Origin of the sequence: Streptomyces javensis (genome assembly GCF_039525925.1) — a bacterium.
In the GTDB taxonomy this organism is placed as follows: Bacteria; Actinomycetota; Actinomycetes; order Streptomycetales; family Streptomycetaceae; genus Streptomyces; species Streptomyces asiaticus.
The window spans coordinates 1-15,693 of the sequence record NZ_BAAAIF010000123.1; the positions used below are offsets into that span (position 1 = coordinate 1).

The following is a 15,693-nucleotide window of genomic DNA, read 5'->3' on the forward strand; positions in this document are numbered from 1 at the left end:
TCCGTTTCCGGCCCCCTGCTGGAGCGGGGTCTTTCGCGCCTTCCGGCGTGTCCACTACTTTAGCGGATTCCCCCGGATGCTCATAATCGAGTTCCCCGGTCCGAATTCCGGCATGCCGAAATCCATCCCGATGAGGGGCCGTGCAGTAGTGGTTTGCCGCCGGTGCGGCTCGATGGCCGCCGCGTTTCCCCGTAGGGCTCCGTGGCAACTCGGTGAACACTACACGACGCCCCGAGGACCACCAAACCCATGGCCGGACGCCCCGTCAGGGCGTACTGTCTATGGCATGACGAGCGCATGTGTTCACCCACGGTGGTGGGCCGCCTGACGGCGGCCGCCCCCTTTCACATGCGCAACCACGGCCGCCGCTCCGGCGGCCGTTCGCGTTTCTCCTCCCCGCGAATCCCGGTCGGCCGGGTCGGCGGTCCCGACACAGCGGGAGACGCGGAGAGATGACAGAGACGAAGACGGCGGAGCGCCGGATCTTCAGTGGGGTCAAGCCGAGCGGGCATCTGACCCTCGGGAACTACCTCGGGGCCGTACGCCGGTGGGTTCAGGAGGACCAGCACCGCGCCGACGCGCTGTTCTGCGTCGTCGATCTGCACGCGCTCACCGTGGAGCACGATCCGGCGCGGGTGCGGCGGCTCACCCGGCAGGCCGCCACGCTGCTGCTCGCCTCGGGGCTCGACCCCGAGCTGTGCACGCTGTTCGTCCAGAGCCATGTGGATGAGCACACACGGCTGTCCTATCTCATGGAGTGCACGGCGACCGACGGCGAGATGCGGCGGATGATCCAGTACAAGGAGAAGTCCGCACGGGAGCGGGCGGGAGGGGGGAGCGTACGGCTGTCGCTGCTCACCTATCCGGCGCTGATGGCCGCCGACATCCTCGTCTACGGAACGCATGAGGTGCCGGTCGGCGAGGACCAGACGCAACATGTGGAGCTGGCCCGGGATCTGGCGCAGCGGTTCAACCAGCGCTACGGCCCGGTCTTCACCGTGCCCCGGGCCGTCAATCCGCGGGTCTCGGCGCGGGTGATGGATCTACAGGACCCGACCTCGAAGATGGGGAAGTCGCACGCGGAGACGGCGGGCATCGTCTATCTGCTCGACGAGCCGGATGTGGTGCGGAAGAAGGTCATGCGGGCGGTCACGGACAGCGGCACCGAGGTGCGGTACGACCGGACGGAGCAGCCGGGGGTGGCCAATCTGCTGGACATTCTCGCCTCGTGCACCGATGGCAAGCCGGAGGTGCTGGCCGAGGAGTTCAGCTCGTACGGGGCGCTGAAGGGGGCCACGGCGGAGGCGGTGCTCGAGGTGCTGCGTCCGCTTCAGGCCCGGCATGCCGAGCTGTGCGCCGATCCGTCGTATGTGGACGGGGTGCTGCGGGCCGGGGCCGAGCGGGCGCGTGGGCTGGCCCGGCCCCGGGTGGACGAGGCGTATGCGGCGGTCGGGCTGCTGCCGCCCGCCTGAGCGAAGCGGCTCTCCGGCAAGCTCTCCGCCAGGCTCTTTGTCAGGCCCTTTGTCAGGCCCTTTGTCAGCTGTTGCCGGAGGCGAGCTCGCGGCTGCGGTCGCGGGCCGCCTCCAGCGCGGCGATCAGCGCGGCGCGCACACCGTGGCTCTCCAGCTCGCGAATGGCGTTGATGGTGGTGCCCGCCGGGGAGGTCACGGCCTCGCGCAGCGTGACCGGGTGCTGATCGCTGTCGCGCAGCATCACCGCCGCGCCGATGGCCGCCTGGACGATCAGGTCATGGGCCTTGTCGCGCGGGAGGCCCAGCAGGATGCCCGCGTCGGTCATCGCCTCGACGAGGAAGTAGAAGTAGGCCGGGCCGGAGCCGGAGAGCGCGGTCGCGGCGTCCTGCTGGGACTCGGGGACGCGCAGCGTCTTGCCGACGCCGCCGAAGATCGCCTCGGTGTGGGCGAGGTGCTCCTCGGTGGCGTGGCTGCCCGCCGAGATGACGGACATGGCCTCGTCGACCAGCGCCGGGGTGTTGGTCATGACCCGGACGACCGGGGTGCCGGCGGCCAGGCGCGCCTCGAAGAAGGAGGTGGGGATGCCGGCGGCGCCGGAGACGACCAGCCGGTCGGCGGGGACGTGCGGGGCGAGCTCATCGAGCAGGGCGCCCATGTCCTGGGGTTTGACGGTGAGGATGAGGGTCTCGGCGGCCTTGGCGGCCTCGGCGTTGGAGACGGCCTCGACGCCGTAGCGCGCCCGGAGCTCCTCGGCGCGCTCCGGGCGGCGGGCCGTGACCAGCAGGTCGGACGGCGACCAGCCGCCTCGGATCATTCCGCTGAGAAGGGCTTCGCCGATCTTTCCCGTGCCGAGCACGGCGACCTTCTCCGTCATGGTGCGGCTCTCCTCATGCCTGTGCGGTTCGTGCGGGCGTTGCGTATGCGGTGTTGCGTAGGTGTTCTCCGCCATCCTCGCACGGGTGGCTCATTCCTCCCGGCCCTTACCAATTCCTTATTCATTGTTCGATGAATTAATTTTTACGCGCCATCCGGCGTGACGGGGAGGCGCCTTTGCGCCCGCGCCAACCAGGGCGCCCGGAACGAAGCAGTCCTGTTCGATGACTCCGAGTTCACAAATCGGTTACATATCGACTTGCAAATAGTCACAGTCTCATGGACACAATAGGGCTCGGTGTCCATACGTACGGGAAGGGGGCGATGGTGAGGACGATCCGGCATACCGCTCACGCACTGGTAACGGCGGTTGCCGTGTTGCTTGCCCTCTTCATCGCGGCCGATTGCGCGTCCGCGCAGGTCATCCATCCCGAGACGGTCAGCGCCACCGCATCAGCCGATCCGCGGCCGACCACCGAATCATTGGTAACCGCGCACGGCGACCACGGAACCGAAGATTGCAAGGGGCTTCGCGGAAGGGCCCCGCTCACCGCTCCCACCCCGAGCGGCAAATACGGATGTGTGTGCGGTTGCGATGCCGGTGTTCCGGTGCCGCGTACGGCCATCTCCGCCTCGATCACCGGACGCCAAGCCGTTCCGGTGTCGAGATCGGGCGAACTGCCCGTCATCCTCCAGATTTTCCGCTGCTGAGAGCTGCACCGCCGTGGCCCGGCGGTCCCTCTCACGCACATCTCAACGCTTCTCACGCGTCTCGCAGCAAGCGATCTCAACCGCCAGCGACCGATTCCATCGATCCCACTGACGTAGCGCTATGCCGTGCCCCCGCCTGCCCATGAGCCGGTGACGGGGCGCACTGGAGGCAACCCTCATGCGAAATCTCCTTGACCGATTCCGTGGTGCCGGAGGCACCTCAGGCTCATCCGGCGCCGGAACCTTCCGCGCCGACTTCACCGCTTCTCTCGTCGTCTTCCTGGTGGCCGTCCCCCTGTGCGTGGGGGTGGCGGTCGCCTCCGGTGTGCCGGCCGAGCTCGGCCTGATCACCGGCATCGTCGGCGGGCTGGTCACCGGCTTCCTGCCGGGCAGCAGCCTTCAGGTATCCGGCCCGGCCGCCGGTCTGACCGTGCTGGTCTACGAGGCCGTGGAGCAATACGGCGTCGCCGCGCTCGGCGTCCTCGTCCTCATTTCCGGACTGCTCCAGCTGGCCATGGGCGCGCTCGGCCTCGGCCGCTGGTTCCGGGCGATCTCCGTCGCCGTGGTGCAGGGCATGCTCGCGGGCATCGGCCTGGTGCTGATCGCCGGACAGCTGTACGCGCTCGCCGACACCAAGGCCCCGAGCAGCGGGCTCGACAAGATCTTCAACATTCCGGGGCTCATCGGGGATGTGGCCGGTTCCGCGGACGCCCTGAAGGCGGTCGCCGTGGGCGTCGGGACGATCGCCGTCCTGGTGCTGTGGCCGCGTTTCCGCCAGGGCGCCAAGGTGCTGCCCGCGCCGCTGGCGGCCGTCGCGCTCGCCACGGCCGTTACCGCGATCTTCGACCTGCCGATCGCGCGGGTCGAGGTCAAGGGGCTGCTGGACGCCATCCAGCCGCCCGGCGGCAGTGAGTTCCAGGCCCTCGCCGAGGTGGGTGTCATCGGCACCGTGCTCGCGTTCACACTGATCGCCTCCGCCGAGAGCCTGTTCAGCGCCGCGGCCGTGGACCGGCTTCACGACGGTCCGCGCACCGACTACGACAAGGAGCTGATGGCGCAGGGCGCGGGCAACGCGGTGTGCGGTGTCCTCGGCGCGCTGCCGATGACCGCGGTGATCGTGCGGAGCTCGGCCAATGTGTACGCCGGGGCGAAGACGAAGGCGTCGCGGGTGCTGCACGGCGTGTGGCTGCTGGTCTTCGCGGTGCTCTTCCCCTCGGCCCTGGGCATCATCCCGGTGGCGACGCTCGCCGGTGTGCTGGTGTACTCCGGCTGGAAGCTGATCCCGACCAAGGATCTGGTGCCGCTGTGGAAGGCCCACCGGGGTGAGGCGATCATCCTGATCGTCACCGCCGGCGCGATCGTGATCACCAATATGTTCGAGGGCGTGATCATCGGTCTGCTGATGGCCGTGGCCAAGACCGCCTGGGAGACCTCGCATGTGCATGTCGAGGTCAGCGGGCGCGAGGAGGAGGGCGTCGACGGCGCGGGCTCCGGTGCAGGCTCCGGCTCCGGCGACAAGCCCCTGTACGTCCGGGTGCGCGGCAACGCGACCTTCCTCCGGCTGCCCAAGCTGCTGGACGAGTTGGAGGGGCTGCCCCGTGAGCGCGAGGTCGAGCTCGACCTGACCGGGCTGCGCCATGTGGACCACGCCTGCGAAATGGCGCTGGCCACCTGGACCGAGCGGCACAACGCGGTGGTCAAGCGGGACACCGCCCTCGAGGAGCGGATCCCGGCGTAACCCATATATAGGGGGAGACCCCTTCCGTCGCCCGGCCCCCGGCGCCGCACTCGCGGTGCCGGGGGCCGGCTGCGCTCCGGCCGGGCGGTGGGTCAGCCGCAGGGCGCGGTGACGAAGCCGTCGCTGCCGGTCTTCACATACGCGTCGGAGACGTACTGGCCCGGAGCGATGTTGTCCCAGATGTCCGAGGTGCCGTACGGCCCCGAGATCTTCTGACCGTGCCGCTGGCAGCGGATGGGGACCCGGCTGTTGTACGGCAGCCTCTTCACGAGCCGGTAGTTGGTGCCGGGCCCGCTGCGGACGTTCAGCTCGTGGCCGGGCGCGACCGGATAGGTGATCGCTCCGGCGGTGGTCTCCACCAGGTCCGCGACGGTGCCCGTGGCGTCGGTGGTGGCTGTGGTGGCTACGGTGCCCGCGGTCTCTTCGATGGCCATGTCGGCCCCTCCCCCGTTGAACTTCTTTCCGAAGTTGTGCACATGTCGTGTGAAGTGACACGACATGCGGAGGCTAACAAGGCTCTCACGTGTCATCGACTAGGCTCGCCGAGTCGCGAATGCGGCCGAATTCACGGGGGTGGGGCATGCCGCCGGTGCGCAGAGCCGGGACGGGCCCGGAAGCGGAGGATCCGGAGTACGCCGGGCAGTATCAGCTCGAGGCGCGCCTCGGATCCGGTGGCATGGGCGTGGTCCATCTGGCCCGCTCGCCCTCGGGACGGCGGCTCGCGGTGAAGGTCGTCCATGCCGGGCTGGCCGAAGACCCCGAGTTCCGGGCGCGGTTCCGGCAGGAGGTGGCGGCCGCCCGGCGGGTCAGCGGCGCGTTCACGGCGCCCGTGGTGGATGCCGACCCGGAGGGGCCGAGGCCCTGGATGGCCACCCTCTACATCCCCGGTCCGACCCTCGCCGAACACGTCAAGCGGAGCGGCCCGTTGGGGCCGGACGAGACCGTCCAACTCGCGGCGGGGCTCGCCGAGGCGCTGCGGGACATCCATCGGGCGGGCGTGGTGCACCGCGATCTCAAGCCGAGCAATGTGCTGCTCGCGGCGGACGGCCCCAAGGTCATCGACTTCGGCATCTCCCGGCCGTCGGACAGCGAACTGCGCACCGAGACGGGGAAGTTGATCGGCACCCCGCCGTTCATGGCGCCTGAGCAGTTCCAGCGGCCGCGTGCGGTGGGACCGGCGGCGGATGTGTTCGCGCTGGGCTCGGTGCTGGTGCACGCGGCCACCGGGCGGGGGCCGTTCGAGTCCGAGAGCCCGTACATCGTGGCGTACCAGGTGGTGCACGACGAGGCGGATCTGGCGGGGGTGCCGGATGAGCTGCTGCCGCTGATCCAGCGGTGTCTGGCCAAGAACCCCGAGGACCGCCCCACGCCCGACGCGCTGATGGCGGTGTTGCGCGCCGTACGCGGACCCCAGTCGCCGGTGCCGCGCGGACCCGTTCCGCTGGTGCCGCAGCAGCGGACGCCGGAGCCGCACTCGCTGCCGGGTGTGCGCTGGGGGCCGGACGACGGCGACACCACGGATACGCGGGCGAAGGCGGCCCCTGCCGGTATGGCGGCCCCCGATCCTGCGGCTTCTGGAACGGCGGAGCCCGATTCCGCGGATCTCGACACCCATGTGAAGGCGGCTCCCGAACCGGAACCGGCCGCGGACCAGCCCGGGTCGGTGACGGACGAGCCCGTGGCGCGGCGCCGGGGGATCCGGCGCTGGGCCCTCTCCGGGCTCGCGGCCGTCGTACTGCTCGGCGCGGGCACGGTCGTCGCACTGCGCCCGTTCGACGGTACGGACTCCTCCGGTGGCGGCCGGCCGCGGATCAGCGCGGCGACCGCCGAGGCGTGGCGACCCTGGACGACCGGGCTGGACGGTGGAAAGGCCGCGGGCTCGGGGGCGCGGCCCGCGTTCTGCTCGTACGGAGCGGGCGCGCTGTACTGCGCCCGGCGCGGTGTCGAGGCCGCCCGGGTCGACCCGGACGACGGCCGGGTGGTCTGGTCGCGGCCGTCCGCGGCGGCGCGCCCCGGGGACGGCGCGACGATCTCCGCTCCCGTGGTCGCGGGCGGTCTGGTGCGGACGGTGTCCCCGGACGGCGGGCGGCTGCGGGCGCTCGACCCCACGACCCACCGCGTCCGCTGGAGCCGCGATGTCTCCCGCTACCAGGGCGGGGTCTACTCGTCGGGCGACACCGTGCTGCTGGTCACTCCGGACTCCATGGTCACCTCGGTGAACGGGACGACGAACAAGGAACGTTGGAGCCACCGGCTGCCCGGCCACGCCCGGCCCGTCTTCTTCTCGTACGGCGACGGCCGCACCGCGTACGCCGTGACCACCGCGGGCGACGGCTCGCACACGCTGGTCACGGCCGTGGACACGGTGCGCGGTACGACGCGCTGGCACGCCTCGCTCAGCGGCAACCTCACCCCGGCCGGAAGCGGCCCCGGCGACGCGCTGCTGCTGACCGAGACGGACGCGCAGACCAGTACCACCGCCGTGGTGCGTTACGACCCGGAGCGGCGCGCGGCGCGGCGGGTCGCGCTGTCCGCGCCGGTGTCCGCGATCAGCGCCGTCACCAGCGGCGACAAGGTGTATGTGCTCGGCACGGACGGCGGGTTGGTGGCCGTGGACACCGCGCGCGAGGGGTCGGCGCGGGCGCGGCTCTGGCGCGTGGAGACCTCGGTCTCCAACGCCTCGTCGCTGGTGGCGGCGGACGGCAGGCTGTACTTCTCGGCGGCGGACGGCCGGCTGCTGGCCGTGGACGCCCGGCGGGGCGAGGTGATCGGCGAGACCCGCTCGCGCGGTGGCGCGGCCGGTCAGGGCTTCCTGGATCTGATGCCCGCGCCGGTGGTGGCGGACGGCAAGGTGTTCGCGACGGCCCCGGACGGCACGCTCTTCGCCGTGGACGGGCGGAATCCGGCCGGTTGGTGAGCGGCGTCACGGGCCCCGGGGGCGAGCCGGGCCCAGAGTGACCGCCGGATCGTGGGTCGGTGGGAGAAGACAGGGATGGCACTGCGCGCCGGGGACCCGGAGTCCATCGGAGGCTACGCACTCGAGCGGCGGCTCGGCCGTGGCGGGATGGGCACGGTGTATCTGGCCCGGTCGCCGTCGGGGCGGCGGCTGGCGCTGAAGGTGGTGCATCAGCAGTTCGCCGACGACGACGAGTTCCGGGTGCGGTTCCGGCAGGAGGTCGCGGCCGCCCGGCGGGTCAGCGGCGCGTTCACCGCCGCCGTCGTGGACGCGGACCCCGAGGCCGTGCTGCCGTGGATGGCGACCTCGTACGTACCCGGCCGGACCCTCGCCGAGCAGGTCGCGGCGGACGGTCCGCTGCGCGGCGCCGAGTTGCGGCGGCTGGCGATCGGGCTGGTCGAGGCGTTGCGGGACATCCATCGGGCGGGTGTGGTGCACCGGGATCTGAAACCGGCCAACATCGTGCTGTCCGACGAGGGCCCCCGCGTCATCGACTCGGCATCTCCCGGGCGGCCGACCACCAGACCCTGACCATGACGGGCCGGGTCATGGGCACGCCCCCGTTCATGTCGCCGGAGCAGCTGCGGGCCACATCCTCTGTCTGGAGCAGCGCGAGCACGACACCGACGACCACACCGATCTGCTCTTCCTCAGCGCGGACGGGGAGCGGGAGCGCCGGGTGAAGCTGCCCGCGGGGCTCTCCGCCCGGCAGATCACGCCCGCTCTGGTGGGCGACACGCTCTACTTCGTCCGGCAGAACGGCGAGGTCATCGCCGTCACCACGACCGGAAAGCGGCTGTGGAGCAAGGCGACGCAGGTGGAGTGGCTGGGCCAGCCCGTGGTGTCCGGGCGCCGGAACGCCCTGTATCTGGCCACCGCCGCGGGCCGGGTGGTGGCGCTGGACCGCCGGGACGGCCGGGTGCTGTGGCGGACCAAGGCGCTTACGGACCCCGGTGGCGTCCCCGCCGAGCTGAGCTTGAGCGGGGACGCCCTCACCACGGTCTACGGATACGACGCCCTGGAGGCGTCCGGGATGGACGTCGGCCGGGGCGGTTGAGGTGGCGGTACGTCAGCCCAGGTGGCCGACGCCCCGCGAACGTCAGCCCCGTCGGCCGACGCCCCGCGACGTCAGCCCAGCTGGCTGATGTCGCGGACCGCGCCCTTGTCCGCGCTGGTGGCCATCGCCGCGTAGGCGCGCAGCGCGGTGGACACCTTGCGCTCGCGGTTCTTCGGGGCGTAGACGCCACCGAGCTCCTCGCGGCGGGCCGCCAACTCCTCGTCGCTCACCAGGAGTTCGATGGAGCGGCCGGGGATGTCGATGCGGATCCGGTCGCCGTCCCGGACCAGGGCGATGGTGCCGCCGGACGCCGCCTCCGGCGAGGCGTGGCCGATGGAGAGACCCGAGGTGCCGCCGGAGAAGCGGCCGTCGGTGACCAGCGCGCACGCCTTGCCCAGGCCCCGGCCCTTGAGGAAGGAGGTCGGGTAGAGCATCTCCTGCATGCCGGGGCCGCCCTTGGGGCCCTCGTAGCGGATGACGACCACGTCGCCCTCCTTGACCTGCTTGCCCAGGATCCGCTCGACGGCCTCCTCCTGGGATTCGCAGACCACGGCCGGGCCCTCGAAGGTCCAGATGGACTCGTCCACGCCCGCGGTCTTCACCACGCAGCCGTCGACGGCCAGATTGCCCTTGAGGACGGCGAGTCCGCCGTCCTTGGAGTAGGCGTGCTCCATGTCGCGGATGCAGCCGCCGGCGGCGTCCGTGTCCAGCGAGTCCCAGCGCTCGGACTGCGAGAAGGCGGTGGCCGAGCGCTTGCAGCCGGGGGCCGCGTGCCACAGCTCGACGGCCTCGGCGGACGGCGAACCGCCGCGCACGTCCCAGGTCTTGAGCCAGTCGGCGAGCGAGGAGCTGTGCACGGAGTGGACGTCCTCGTTCAGCAGCCCGCCGCGGAACAGCTCGCCGAGGATCGCCGGGATGCCGCCCGCGCGGTGCACGTCCTCCATGTAGTACGTGCCGCCGGGGGCGACGTTCGGGGCGACCTTGGCGAGGCACGGCACCCGGCGCGAGACCTCGTCGATGTCCTTGAGGTCGTAGCCGAGACCGGCCTCCTGGGCGGCTGCCAGCAGGTGCAGGATCGTGTTGGTCGAGCCGCCCATGGCGATGTCGAGCGCCATGGCGTTCTCGAAGGCGGCGCGGGAGCCGATGGAGCGCGGCAGCACCGTCTCGTCGTCCTGCTCGTAGTGGCGCTTGGTGATCTCCACGACCGTACGGCCGGCGGTCTCGTAGAGCGCCTTGCGGGCGGTGTGGGTGGCCAGCACCGAACCGTTGCCCGGCAGGGAGAGGCCCATCGCCTCGGTCAGGCAGTTCATCGAGTTGGCGGTGAACATGCCGGAACAGGAGCCGCAGGTGGGGCAGGCGTTGTTCTCGATGCGGAGGATGTCCTCGTCCGAGACGCTCTCGTTGACCGCGTCCGAGATGGCGTTGATCAGGTCCAGCTTGCGGACGGTGCCGTCGACGAGCGTGGCCCGGCCCGCCTCCATGGGGCCGCCGGAGACGAAGACGGTCGGGATGTTGAGCCGCATCGCGGCCATCAGCATCCCGGGGGTGATCTTGTCGCAGTTGGAGATGCAGATCAGCGCGTCGGCGCAGTGCGCCTCGACCATGTACTCCACGGAGTCGGCGATCAGGTCGCGGGAGGGGAGGCTGTAGAGCATCCCGCCGTGGCCCATGGCGATGCCGTCGTCCACGGCGATGGTGTTGAACTCGCGCGGAATGCCGCCCGCCGCGTGGATCGCCTCGCTGACGATCCGGCCCACCGGCTGGAGGTGGGTGTGGCCGGGCACGAACTCGGTGAAGCTGTTGGCGACGGCGACGATCGGCTTGCCGAAGTCCTCGCGCGCTACGCCGGAAGCCTGCATAAGGGCGCGGGCGCCCGCCATGTTGCGGCCGTGGGTGACGGTGCGAGACCTCAGCTCGGGCACGGTGCTCGGCTCCCTCGTGATACGTACGTCCTGCGGATCGGATCGGAGTCTTCTGAGCCTACGCCTGTGTCCATGGATCCGGATGGTCCGTCCGGATCCAGAGACGCCCGGGTCACGGAGCGGAACCGACCGATCAGCTCTCGGTCAGATAGCGCTGGAGGGTCGGCCCCACCATGGCCACGATGTCGTCCGGCTCCGCCGAGGCCATCGGCTCCATCCGGATCACATACCGCAGCAGCGCGATCCCGATCAGATGCCCGGCCGCGAGCTGGGCCCGGAACTCGGGGTTCGGGACGTCCAGCTCACCCGCCATCCGCACCAGCACCCGGCGCTCGATCATGCCGCGCAGCACCACGGCGGCGGTCTCGTTGGTCAGCGCCGAGCGCATCACGGCGAGCAGCGGCAGCCTGCTGACCGGATTCTCCCAGATGCCGAACATATAGCGGGCCATCCGCTCGCCCGCGCCCTCCCGGCTGCCGTGCACCGCGTCCGGGACGCCCATGGCGGGGGCGAAGATCAGCTCGATGGCGGCCTCGAAGACCTGCTCCTTGGTGCCGAAGTAGTGGTGGACCAGCGCCGGGTCCACCCCAGCGGCCTTGGCGATGCCGCGGATCGAGGTCTTGTCGTAGCCGTGCTCGGCGAACTCGTTGCGCGCCGCGATCAGGATCCGGTCGCGGGCGGCGGGGCCGTCGGAGGCGCTCGTACGGGCCGGGCGGCCACGCTTGCGCGGGGGTGTGGCGGAGCCGGATGCGGCGGTCATGAACCGGGCACCGCCCCGCGCCGCCGGGTGGCCGAGGTCGGCGAGGCGAGGTGCAGCCGGGTGAAGGCCAGGGCCTCCGCCAGATCGGCCTCGCGCTCGGTCGTGGACATGGCACGCCGGGTGTTGACCTCGACGACCACATTGCCGTCGAAGCCGCCGACCGCGAGCCGTTCCAGCAGCTCGGCGCAGGGCTGGGTGCCGCGCCCGGGCACCAGGTGCTCGTCCTTGTTGGAGCCCTGGCCGTCGGCGAGGTGGAGATGGGCCAGCCGGTCGCCCATGCGGTCCACCATCTCCAGCGCGTCCGTACGGGCGGTGGCGGTGTGCGACAGGTCGATCGTGAAGTGGCGGTAGTCGTCCTGGGTGACGTCCCAGCCCGGGGCGTACGCCAGCATCTCGCGGTCGCGGTAGCGCCACGGGTACATGTTCTCGACCGCGAACCGGACATCGGTCTCGTCCGCCATCCGCCAGATTCCGCGGACGAACTCGCGGGCGTACGCCCGCTGCCATCGGAACGGCGGGTGGACCACGACGGTGGACGCGTCGAGCTTCTCGGCCGCCGCCCTCGCCCGCTGGAGCTTCACCCACGGGTCGGTCGACCAGACCCGCTGGGTGATCAGCAGACAGGGGGCGTGCACGGCGAGGATCGGCACCTGGTGGTAGTCCGAGAGCCGACGCAGCGCCTCGATGTCCTGGCTGACCGGATCGGTCCACACCATGACCTCGACGCCGTCGTAGCCCAGGCGTGCCGCGATCTCGAAGGCCGTCGCCGTCGACTCCGGATAGACCGAGGCTGTGGACAGCGCGACCTTCGCATCCGGGATGCGCACCACTGGCTCTGTCACGAGGGACAGCGTACGGCGGCTGCTCTCCGCAACCGAACCGCGGCGGCCTTTGCGGCTGAACGGCCGCCGCTTTCCGGCCCCGGTCACGCTCCGTGGTCAGGTGGGCAGATGGTCCAGGCGGCGGAGGATCACGCCCTCGCGCAGCGCCCATGGGCAGATCTCCAGCTGCTCCACGCCGAAGAGGTCCATCGCGGCCTCCGCCACCAGCGCCCCGGCCGTGAGCTGTCCGGCCCGGCCCTCGGAGACCCCGGGCAGCTCGGACCGCTCCTGGGTGGGCATGGTGGCCAGCTTGGGCACCCACTCCTCCAGCGCCCGGCGGGTGAGCCGGCGCTGCACGTAGAGCCCCTCGGCGGAGCGGGCGGCACCGGTGATCCTGGCCAGCTGCTTGAAGGTCTTGGAGGTGGCCACCACATGGTCCGGCGCCCCGTGACGGCTGAAATCGCCGACGCTCCGGGCGATCTCGGCCCGCACATGGCGCCGCAGGGCCCGTACGTCCGCCGGGTCGGGCGGATCGCCGGGCAGCCAGGACGCGGTCAGCCGGCCGGCCCCCAGCGGCAGCGAGACCGCCGCGTCGGGCTCCTCGTCCATGCCGTACGCGATCTCCAGCGAACCGCCGCCGATGTCCAGGACCAGCAGCTTCCCCGCGGACCAGCCGAACCAGCGGCGGGCGGCCAGAAAGGTGAGCCGCGCCTCGTCCGCGCCGCTGAGCACCTGGAGCCGTACGCCGGTCTCCTCGGCGACCCGGGCCAGGACCTCATCGGCGTTGGACGCCTCGCGGACGGCGGAGGTCGCGAACGGCAGGACGTCCTCGACGCCCTTGTCCTCGGCCGCCTCCAGCGCCTCCATGACCACCGCGATCAGGCGGTCGACGCCGTCGGAGCCGATGGCCCCGTGCCCGTCGAGGAGTTCGGCAAGCCGCAGCTCGGCCTTGTGCGAATGCGCGGGCAGCGGGCGCGCGCCGGGGTGGGCGTCCATCACGAGCAGATGAACCGTATTCGAACCCACGTCGAGGACACCGAGTCTCATGACGTGAACGCTACTGCTCCCACCTCGGTGTCATGCACAGGTCCCCCGCGATCTGGCACGTGAGCCGCGCCGGGGACGTGCGCGGTCCCCACCTCCGGCTTTTCGCCGAAGGCGCCTACCCTTGCACCGTGGCAAAGACGAAAAAGGCGAAGCAGGACAAACGCCGGAAGGCCGCTCAGGAGTGGGCGGCCGAGGAGCCGATGTCGCGGTCCGGTGCGGAGGGCGCGGGGGGCGCCGAGGACGCGGAGGGCGCGCGGGGCGCGCGGGGCGCGGAGGACGTCCCGCGTGCCGAGGACGAGGTCGGCCTGGACTTCGCCCGCGCATGGGTCGAGTTCCCCGATCCGGCCGACGACGAGCAGCTCTTCCGCTGCGATCTGACCTGGCTGACCTCCCGGTGGACCTGCATCTTCGGCCAGGGCTGCCAGGGCATCCAGGCGGGGCGGGCCGACGACGGCTGCTGCACGCTGGGCGCGCACTTCTCGGACGAGGACGACGAGGCGCGGGTCGGCCGCCATATGGCCCGGCTGACCCCGGAGATCTGGCAGTTCCACGACGAGGGGCACGCCTCGGGGTGGGTGCAGGAGGACGACGACGGCGAGCGGCAGACCCGGCGCCACAAGGGCTCGTGCATCTTCCAGAACCGGCCGGGCTTCCCGGGCGGCGCGGGGTGCGCGCTGCACATCCTGGCGCTGCGGGAGGGGCGCGAGCCGCTGGAGACCAAGCCGGATGTGTGCTGGCAGCTGCCGGTGCGCCGGTCCTACGACTGGATCGACCGGCCGGACGACACCCGGGTGCTGCGGATCACCATCGCCGAGTACGACCGGCGCGGCTGGGGGCCGGGCGGCCACGATCTGCACTGGTGGTGCACCTCGGCCACGTCGGCGCACGGCGCCGGGGAGCCGGTGTTCCGGTCGTATCGGCCGGAGCTCACGGAGCTGATGGGTGAGGCGGGGTACGAGCAGCTGGTCGAGCTGTGCGAGCGGCGGTTGGCGTCGTCACTGCCGCTGGTGGCGCCGCATCCGGCGGATCCGGATGTTCCGGTGGATCCGGTGGACCCGACTGGCGCGGCTGACCCAGCCGACCCAGCTGACCCAACTGACCTGGACGACTGACGAGGCCGTGCCGCCTGCGGCGGGCTGCTCCCCTCCCCGCCCCTTCCCACAACTGGGGCTCCGCCCCAGCCCCCGGGGCCCAGGGGCGGAGCCCCATGCCCCGACCTGCCGCCGACCGTCTGCGCCACCGTCGTGGCTGGTCGCGCCGTTCCCCGCGCCCCTTCGGGGCCCAGGGGCGGAGCCCCATGCCCCGACCTGCCGCCGACCGTCTGCGCCACCGTCGCGGCTGGTCGCGCCCACGCGGCGAAGCCGCACATCGATGCTGTGGGAAGGGGCGGGGTGGGGGAGATCCGCCGCGCGGCGCCTCCGGGCCGCCGTCAGCGCCTCGTCGCTGGGGAGCCGGAAGGCGTGGGCGACGGGGCGCTCGGGGTCGGGGTCGGCTGGTCGGAGGGGGTCGTGGGGCTGGGCGTGGGCTCGGGGGACGTGCCCCGGCCCTCGATCAGCACCACCGCGCCCGCCGGGTCCACAGAGACCCGTGCGCTCCAGTGCCCGGCCGGCTCCCGATCGTGGTCCACCGAGACCGTGATGGTCGTGGAGTCGCCGGGCCGCAGCACCCCGGCCGCGTGGTTCAGCCGGAGCCAGGGCGCCCCGGCGGAGGCCGACCAGTGCACCGGCGAGCCGCCGGACGCGGTGAGGGTGATGACCGTGACATCGTCCTCGGGGTGAGCCGTGACCGTGAGCCGCCCCGGCCCTGGCGCGGGCCGGGAGGGGCCGGAGCCGTCCCCGGGGCGGCCGCCACCGGACGGGGAGCCGTCGGGGCGGGACGCCTCGCCGCCCTTGTGCCCCGGCCGCTCCACGACACCGTCCGCGTCGATCACCTCGACCGACACATCCGACGCCCCACGGCCCGCCTCGGCACTGCGCGGGCCGGAGCCGGTCCGCGTGCCGGAACGGTCCTGCGCGCCGCCCGCCTGCTCGTACGAGCGACGGGCGGGCCGGTCCTGACCGGCCGGGGCCTGGTCCGCGCCGTCCGCGTCGGCGGCCGCCACCGATTCCGTGTCGCGCTCGTCACCGGCGAGCGGGGCGCCCCGATAGGCGGCCCACAGGGCGAGCACCGGGGCCGCCACGACCGTGGCGACCACCGTCGTGGTCAGCACGCGGCCGCGCATCCGGCTGCGGCGGGCGGCCCGGTCCTGGGGCTCCAGCGGAAAGCCGCGCCGGTCGAACCGGGGCCCGGCGCCCGCGCTGGCGGGCAGCCGCCCCCGCGCGGCCAGCAGCGCGGCC

The 15,693-nt window shown here is 72.0% G+C and carries 13 protein-coding genes and 1 pseudogene; 7 read left to right on the plus strand and 7 right to left on the minus strand.

The window, feature by feature from the left end:
- Positions 1-452: 452 nt before the first annotated feature.
- Complete coding sequence (gene trpS, locus ABD329_RS45835; RefSeq protein ID WP_198278424.1) at positions 453-1,472, plus strand: tryptophan--tRNA ligase; 1,020 nt, start codon at positions 453-455, stop codon at positions 1,470-1,472.
- 64 nt (positions 1,473-1,536) lie between these two features.
- Here trpS and proC read toward each other — a convergent pair whose 3' ends face one another.
- Positions 1,537-2,346, minus strand: coding sequence for a pyrroline-5-carboxylate reductase (proC, locus tag ABD329_RS45840; RefSeq protein ID WP_198278425.1), 810 nt, complete (start codon positions 2,344-2,346; stop codon positions 1,537-1,539).
- A 323-nt stretch (positions 2,347-2,669) separates the two neighbouring features.
- Between proC and ABD329_RS45845 the strand changes: the two genes are divergently transcribed.
- Both ABD329_RS45845 and ABD329_RS45850 read left to right on the plus strand, forming a co-directional pair.
- Positions 2,670-3,056 carry a hypothetical protein gene (locus ABD329_RS45845; RefSeq protein ID WP_198278426.1) on the plus strand — a complete coding sequence of 129 codons (387 nt, stop codon included), beginning with the start codon at positions 2,670-2,672 and terminating at the stop codon, positions 3,054-3,056.
- Between the two features lie 178 nt (positions 3,057-3,234).
- Entirely contained in the window at positions 3,235-4,794 is a 1,560-nt protein-coding gene (locus ABD329_RS45850; protein ID WP_198278427.1) for a SulP family inorganic anion transporter, read from the plus strand.
- A 92-nt stretch (positions 4,795-4,886) separates the two neighbouring features.
- Here ABD329_RS45850 and ABD329_RS45855 read toward each other — a convergent pair whose 3' ends face one another.
- Positions 4,887-5,228, minus strand: a complete 342-nt coding sequence (locus tag ABD329_RS45855; RefSeq protein WP_198278428.1) for an SH3 domain-containing protein — start codon at positions 5,226-5,228, stop codon at positions 4,887-4,889.
- A gap of 146 nt (positions 5,229-5,374) precedes the next feature.
- Here ABD329_RS45855 and ABD329_RS45860 point away from each other — a divergent pair, with 146 nt between their 5' ends.
- The 3 genes and pseudogenes from ABD329_RS45860 to ABD329_RS45870 all read left to right on the plus strand — a co-directional run bounded on the left by ABD329_RS45860 (position 5,375) and on the right by ABD329_RS45870 (position 8,807).
- Positions 5,375-7,711, plus strand: coding sequence for a serine/threonine-protein kinase (locus tag ABD329_RS45860; protein ID WP_198278429.1), 2,337 nt, complete (start codon positions 5,375-5,377; stop codon positions 7,709-7,711).
- A 75-nt stretch (positions 7,712-7,786) separates the two neighbouring features.
- Positions 7,787-8,352 (plus strand): annotated as a pseudogene (locus ABD329_RS45865) (serine/threonine-protein kinase); the annotation flags it as partial.
- Between the two features lie 77 nt (positions 8,353-8,429).
- On the plus strand, positions 8,430-8,807 hold the full coding sequence (locus ABD329_RS45870; protein ID WP_198278430.1) for an outer membrane protein assembly factor BamB family protein: 378 nt from the start codon (positions 8,430-8,432) through the stop codon (positions 8,805-8,807).
- Positions 8,808-8,878: 71 nt separating this feature from the next.
- Here the strand turns inward: ABD329_RS45870 and ilvD are convergent, their stop codons facing one another.
- The 4 genes from ilvD to ABD329_RS45890 form a co-directional block, all read right to left on the minus strand.
- Positions 8,879-10,729 (minus strand): dihydroxy-acid dehydratase, encoded by a 1,851-nt coding sequence (gene ilvD / locus ABD329_RS45875; protein ID WP_198278431.1) that lies wholly within the window; start codon positions 10,727-10,729, stop codon positions 8,879-8,881.
- Positions 10,730-10,862: 133 nt separating this feature from the next.
- Entirely contained in the window at positions 10,863-11,489 is a 627-nt protein-coding gene (locus ABD329_RS45880; protein ID WP_198278432.1) for a TetR/AcrR family transcriptional regulator, read from the minus strand.
- Complete coding sequence (locus tag ABD329_RS45885) at positions 11,486-12,331, minus strand: sugar phosphate isomerase/epimerase family protein (protein WP_198278433.1); 846 nt, start codon at positions 12,329-12,331, stop codon at positions 11,486-11,488. The genes ABD329_RS45880 and ABD329_RS45885 overlap by 4 nt, the downstream gene beginning before the upstream one ends.
- A gap of 96 nt (positions 12,332-12,427) precedes the next feature.
- Positions 12,428-13,357, minus strand: a complete 930-nt coding sequence (locus ABD329_RS45890) for a Ppx/GppA family phosphatase (RefSeq protein ID WP_198278434.1) — start codon at positions 13,355-13,357, stop codon at positions 12,428-12,430.
- A gap of 128 nt (positions 13,358-13,485) precedes the next feature.
- On the opposite strand from ABD329_RS45890, the gene ABD329_RS45895 reads away from it, so the two are divergent.
- Positions 13,486-14,469 carry a DUF3109 family protein gene (locus ABD329_RS45895; protein WP_198278435.1) on the plus strand — a complete coding sequence of 328 codons (984 nt, stop codon included), beginning with the start codon at positions 13,486-13,488 and terminating at the stop codon, positions 14,467-14,469.
- A gap of 317 nt (positions 14,470-14,786) precedes the next feature.
- On the opposite strand, the gene ABD329_RS45900 is transcribed toward ABD329_RS45895, so the two are convergent.
- Positions 14,787-15,693 (minus strand): BACON domain-containing protein (locus ABD329_RS45900; protein WP_425574468.1); only part of this gene is annotated, 907 nt, incomplete at its 5' end.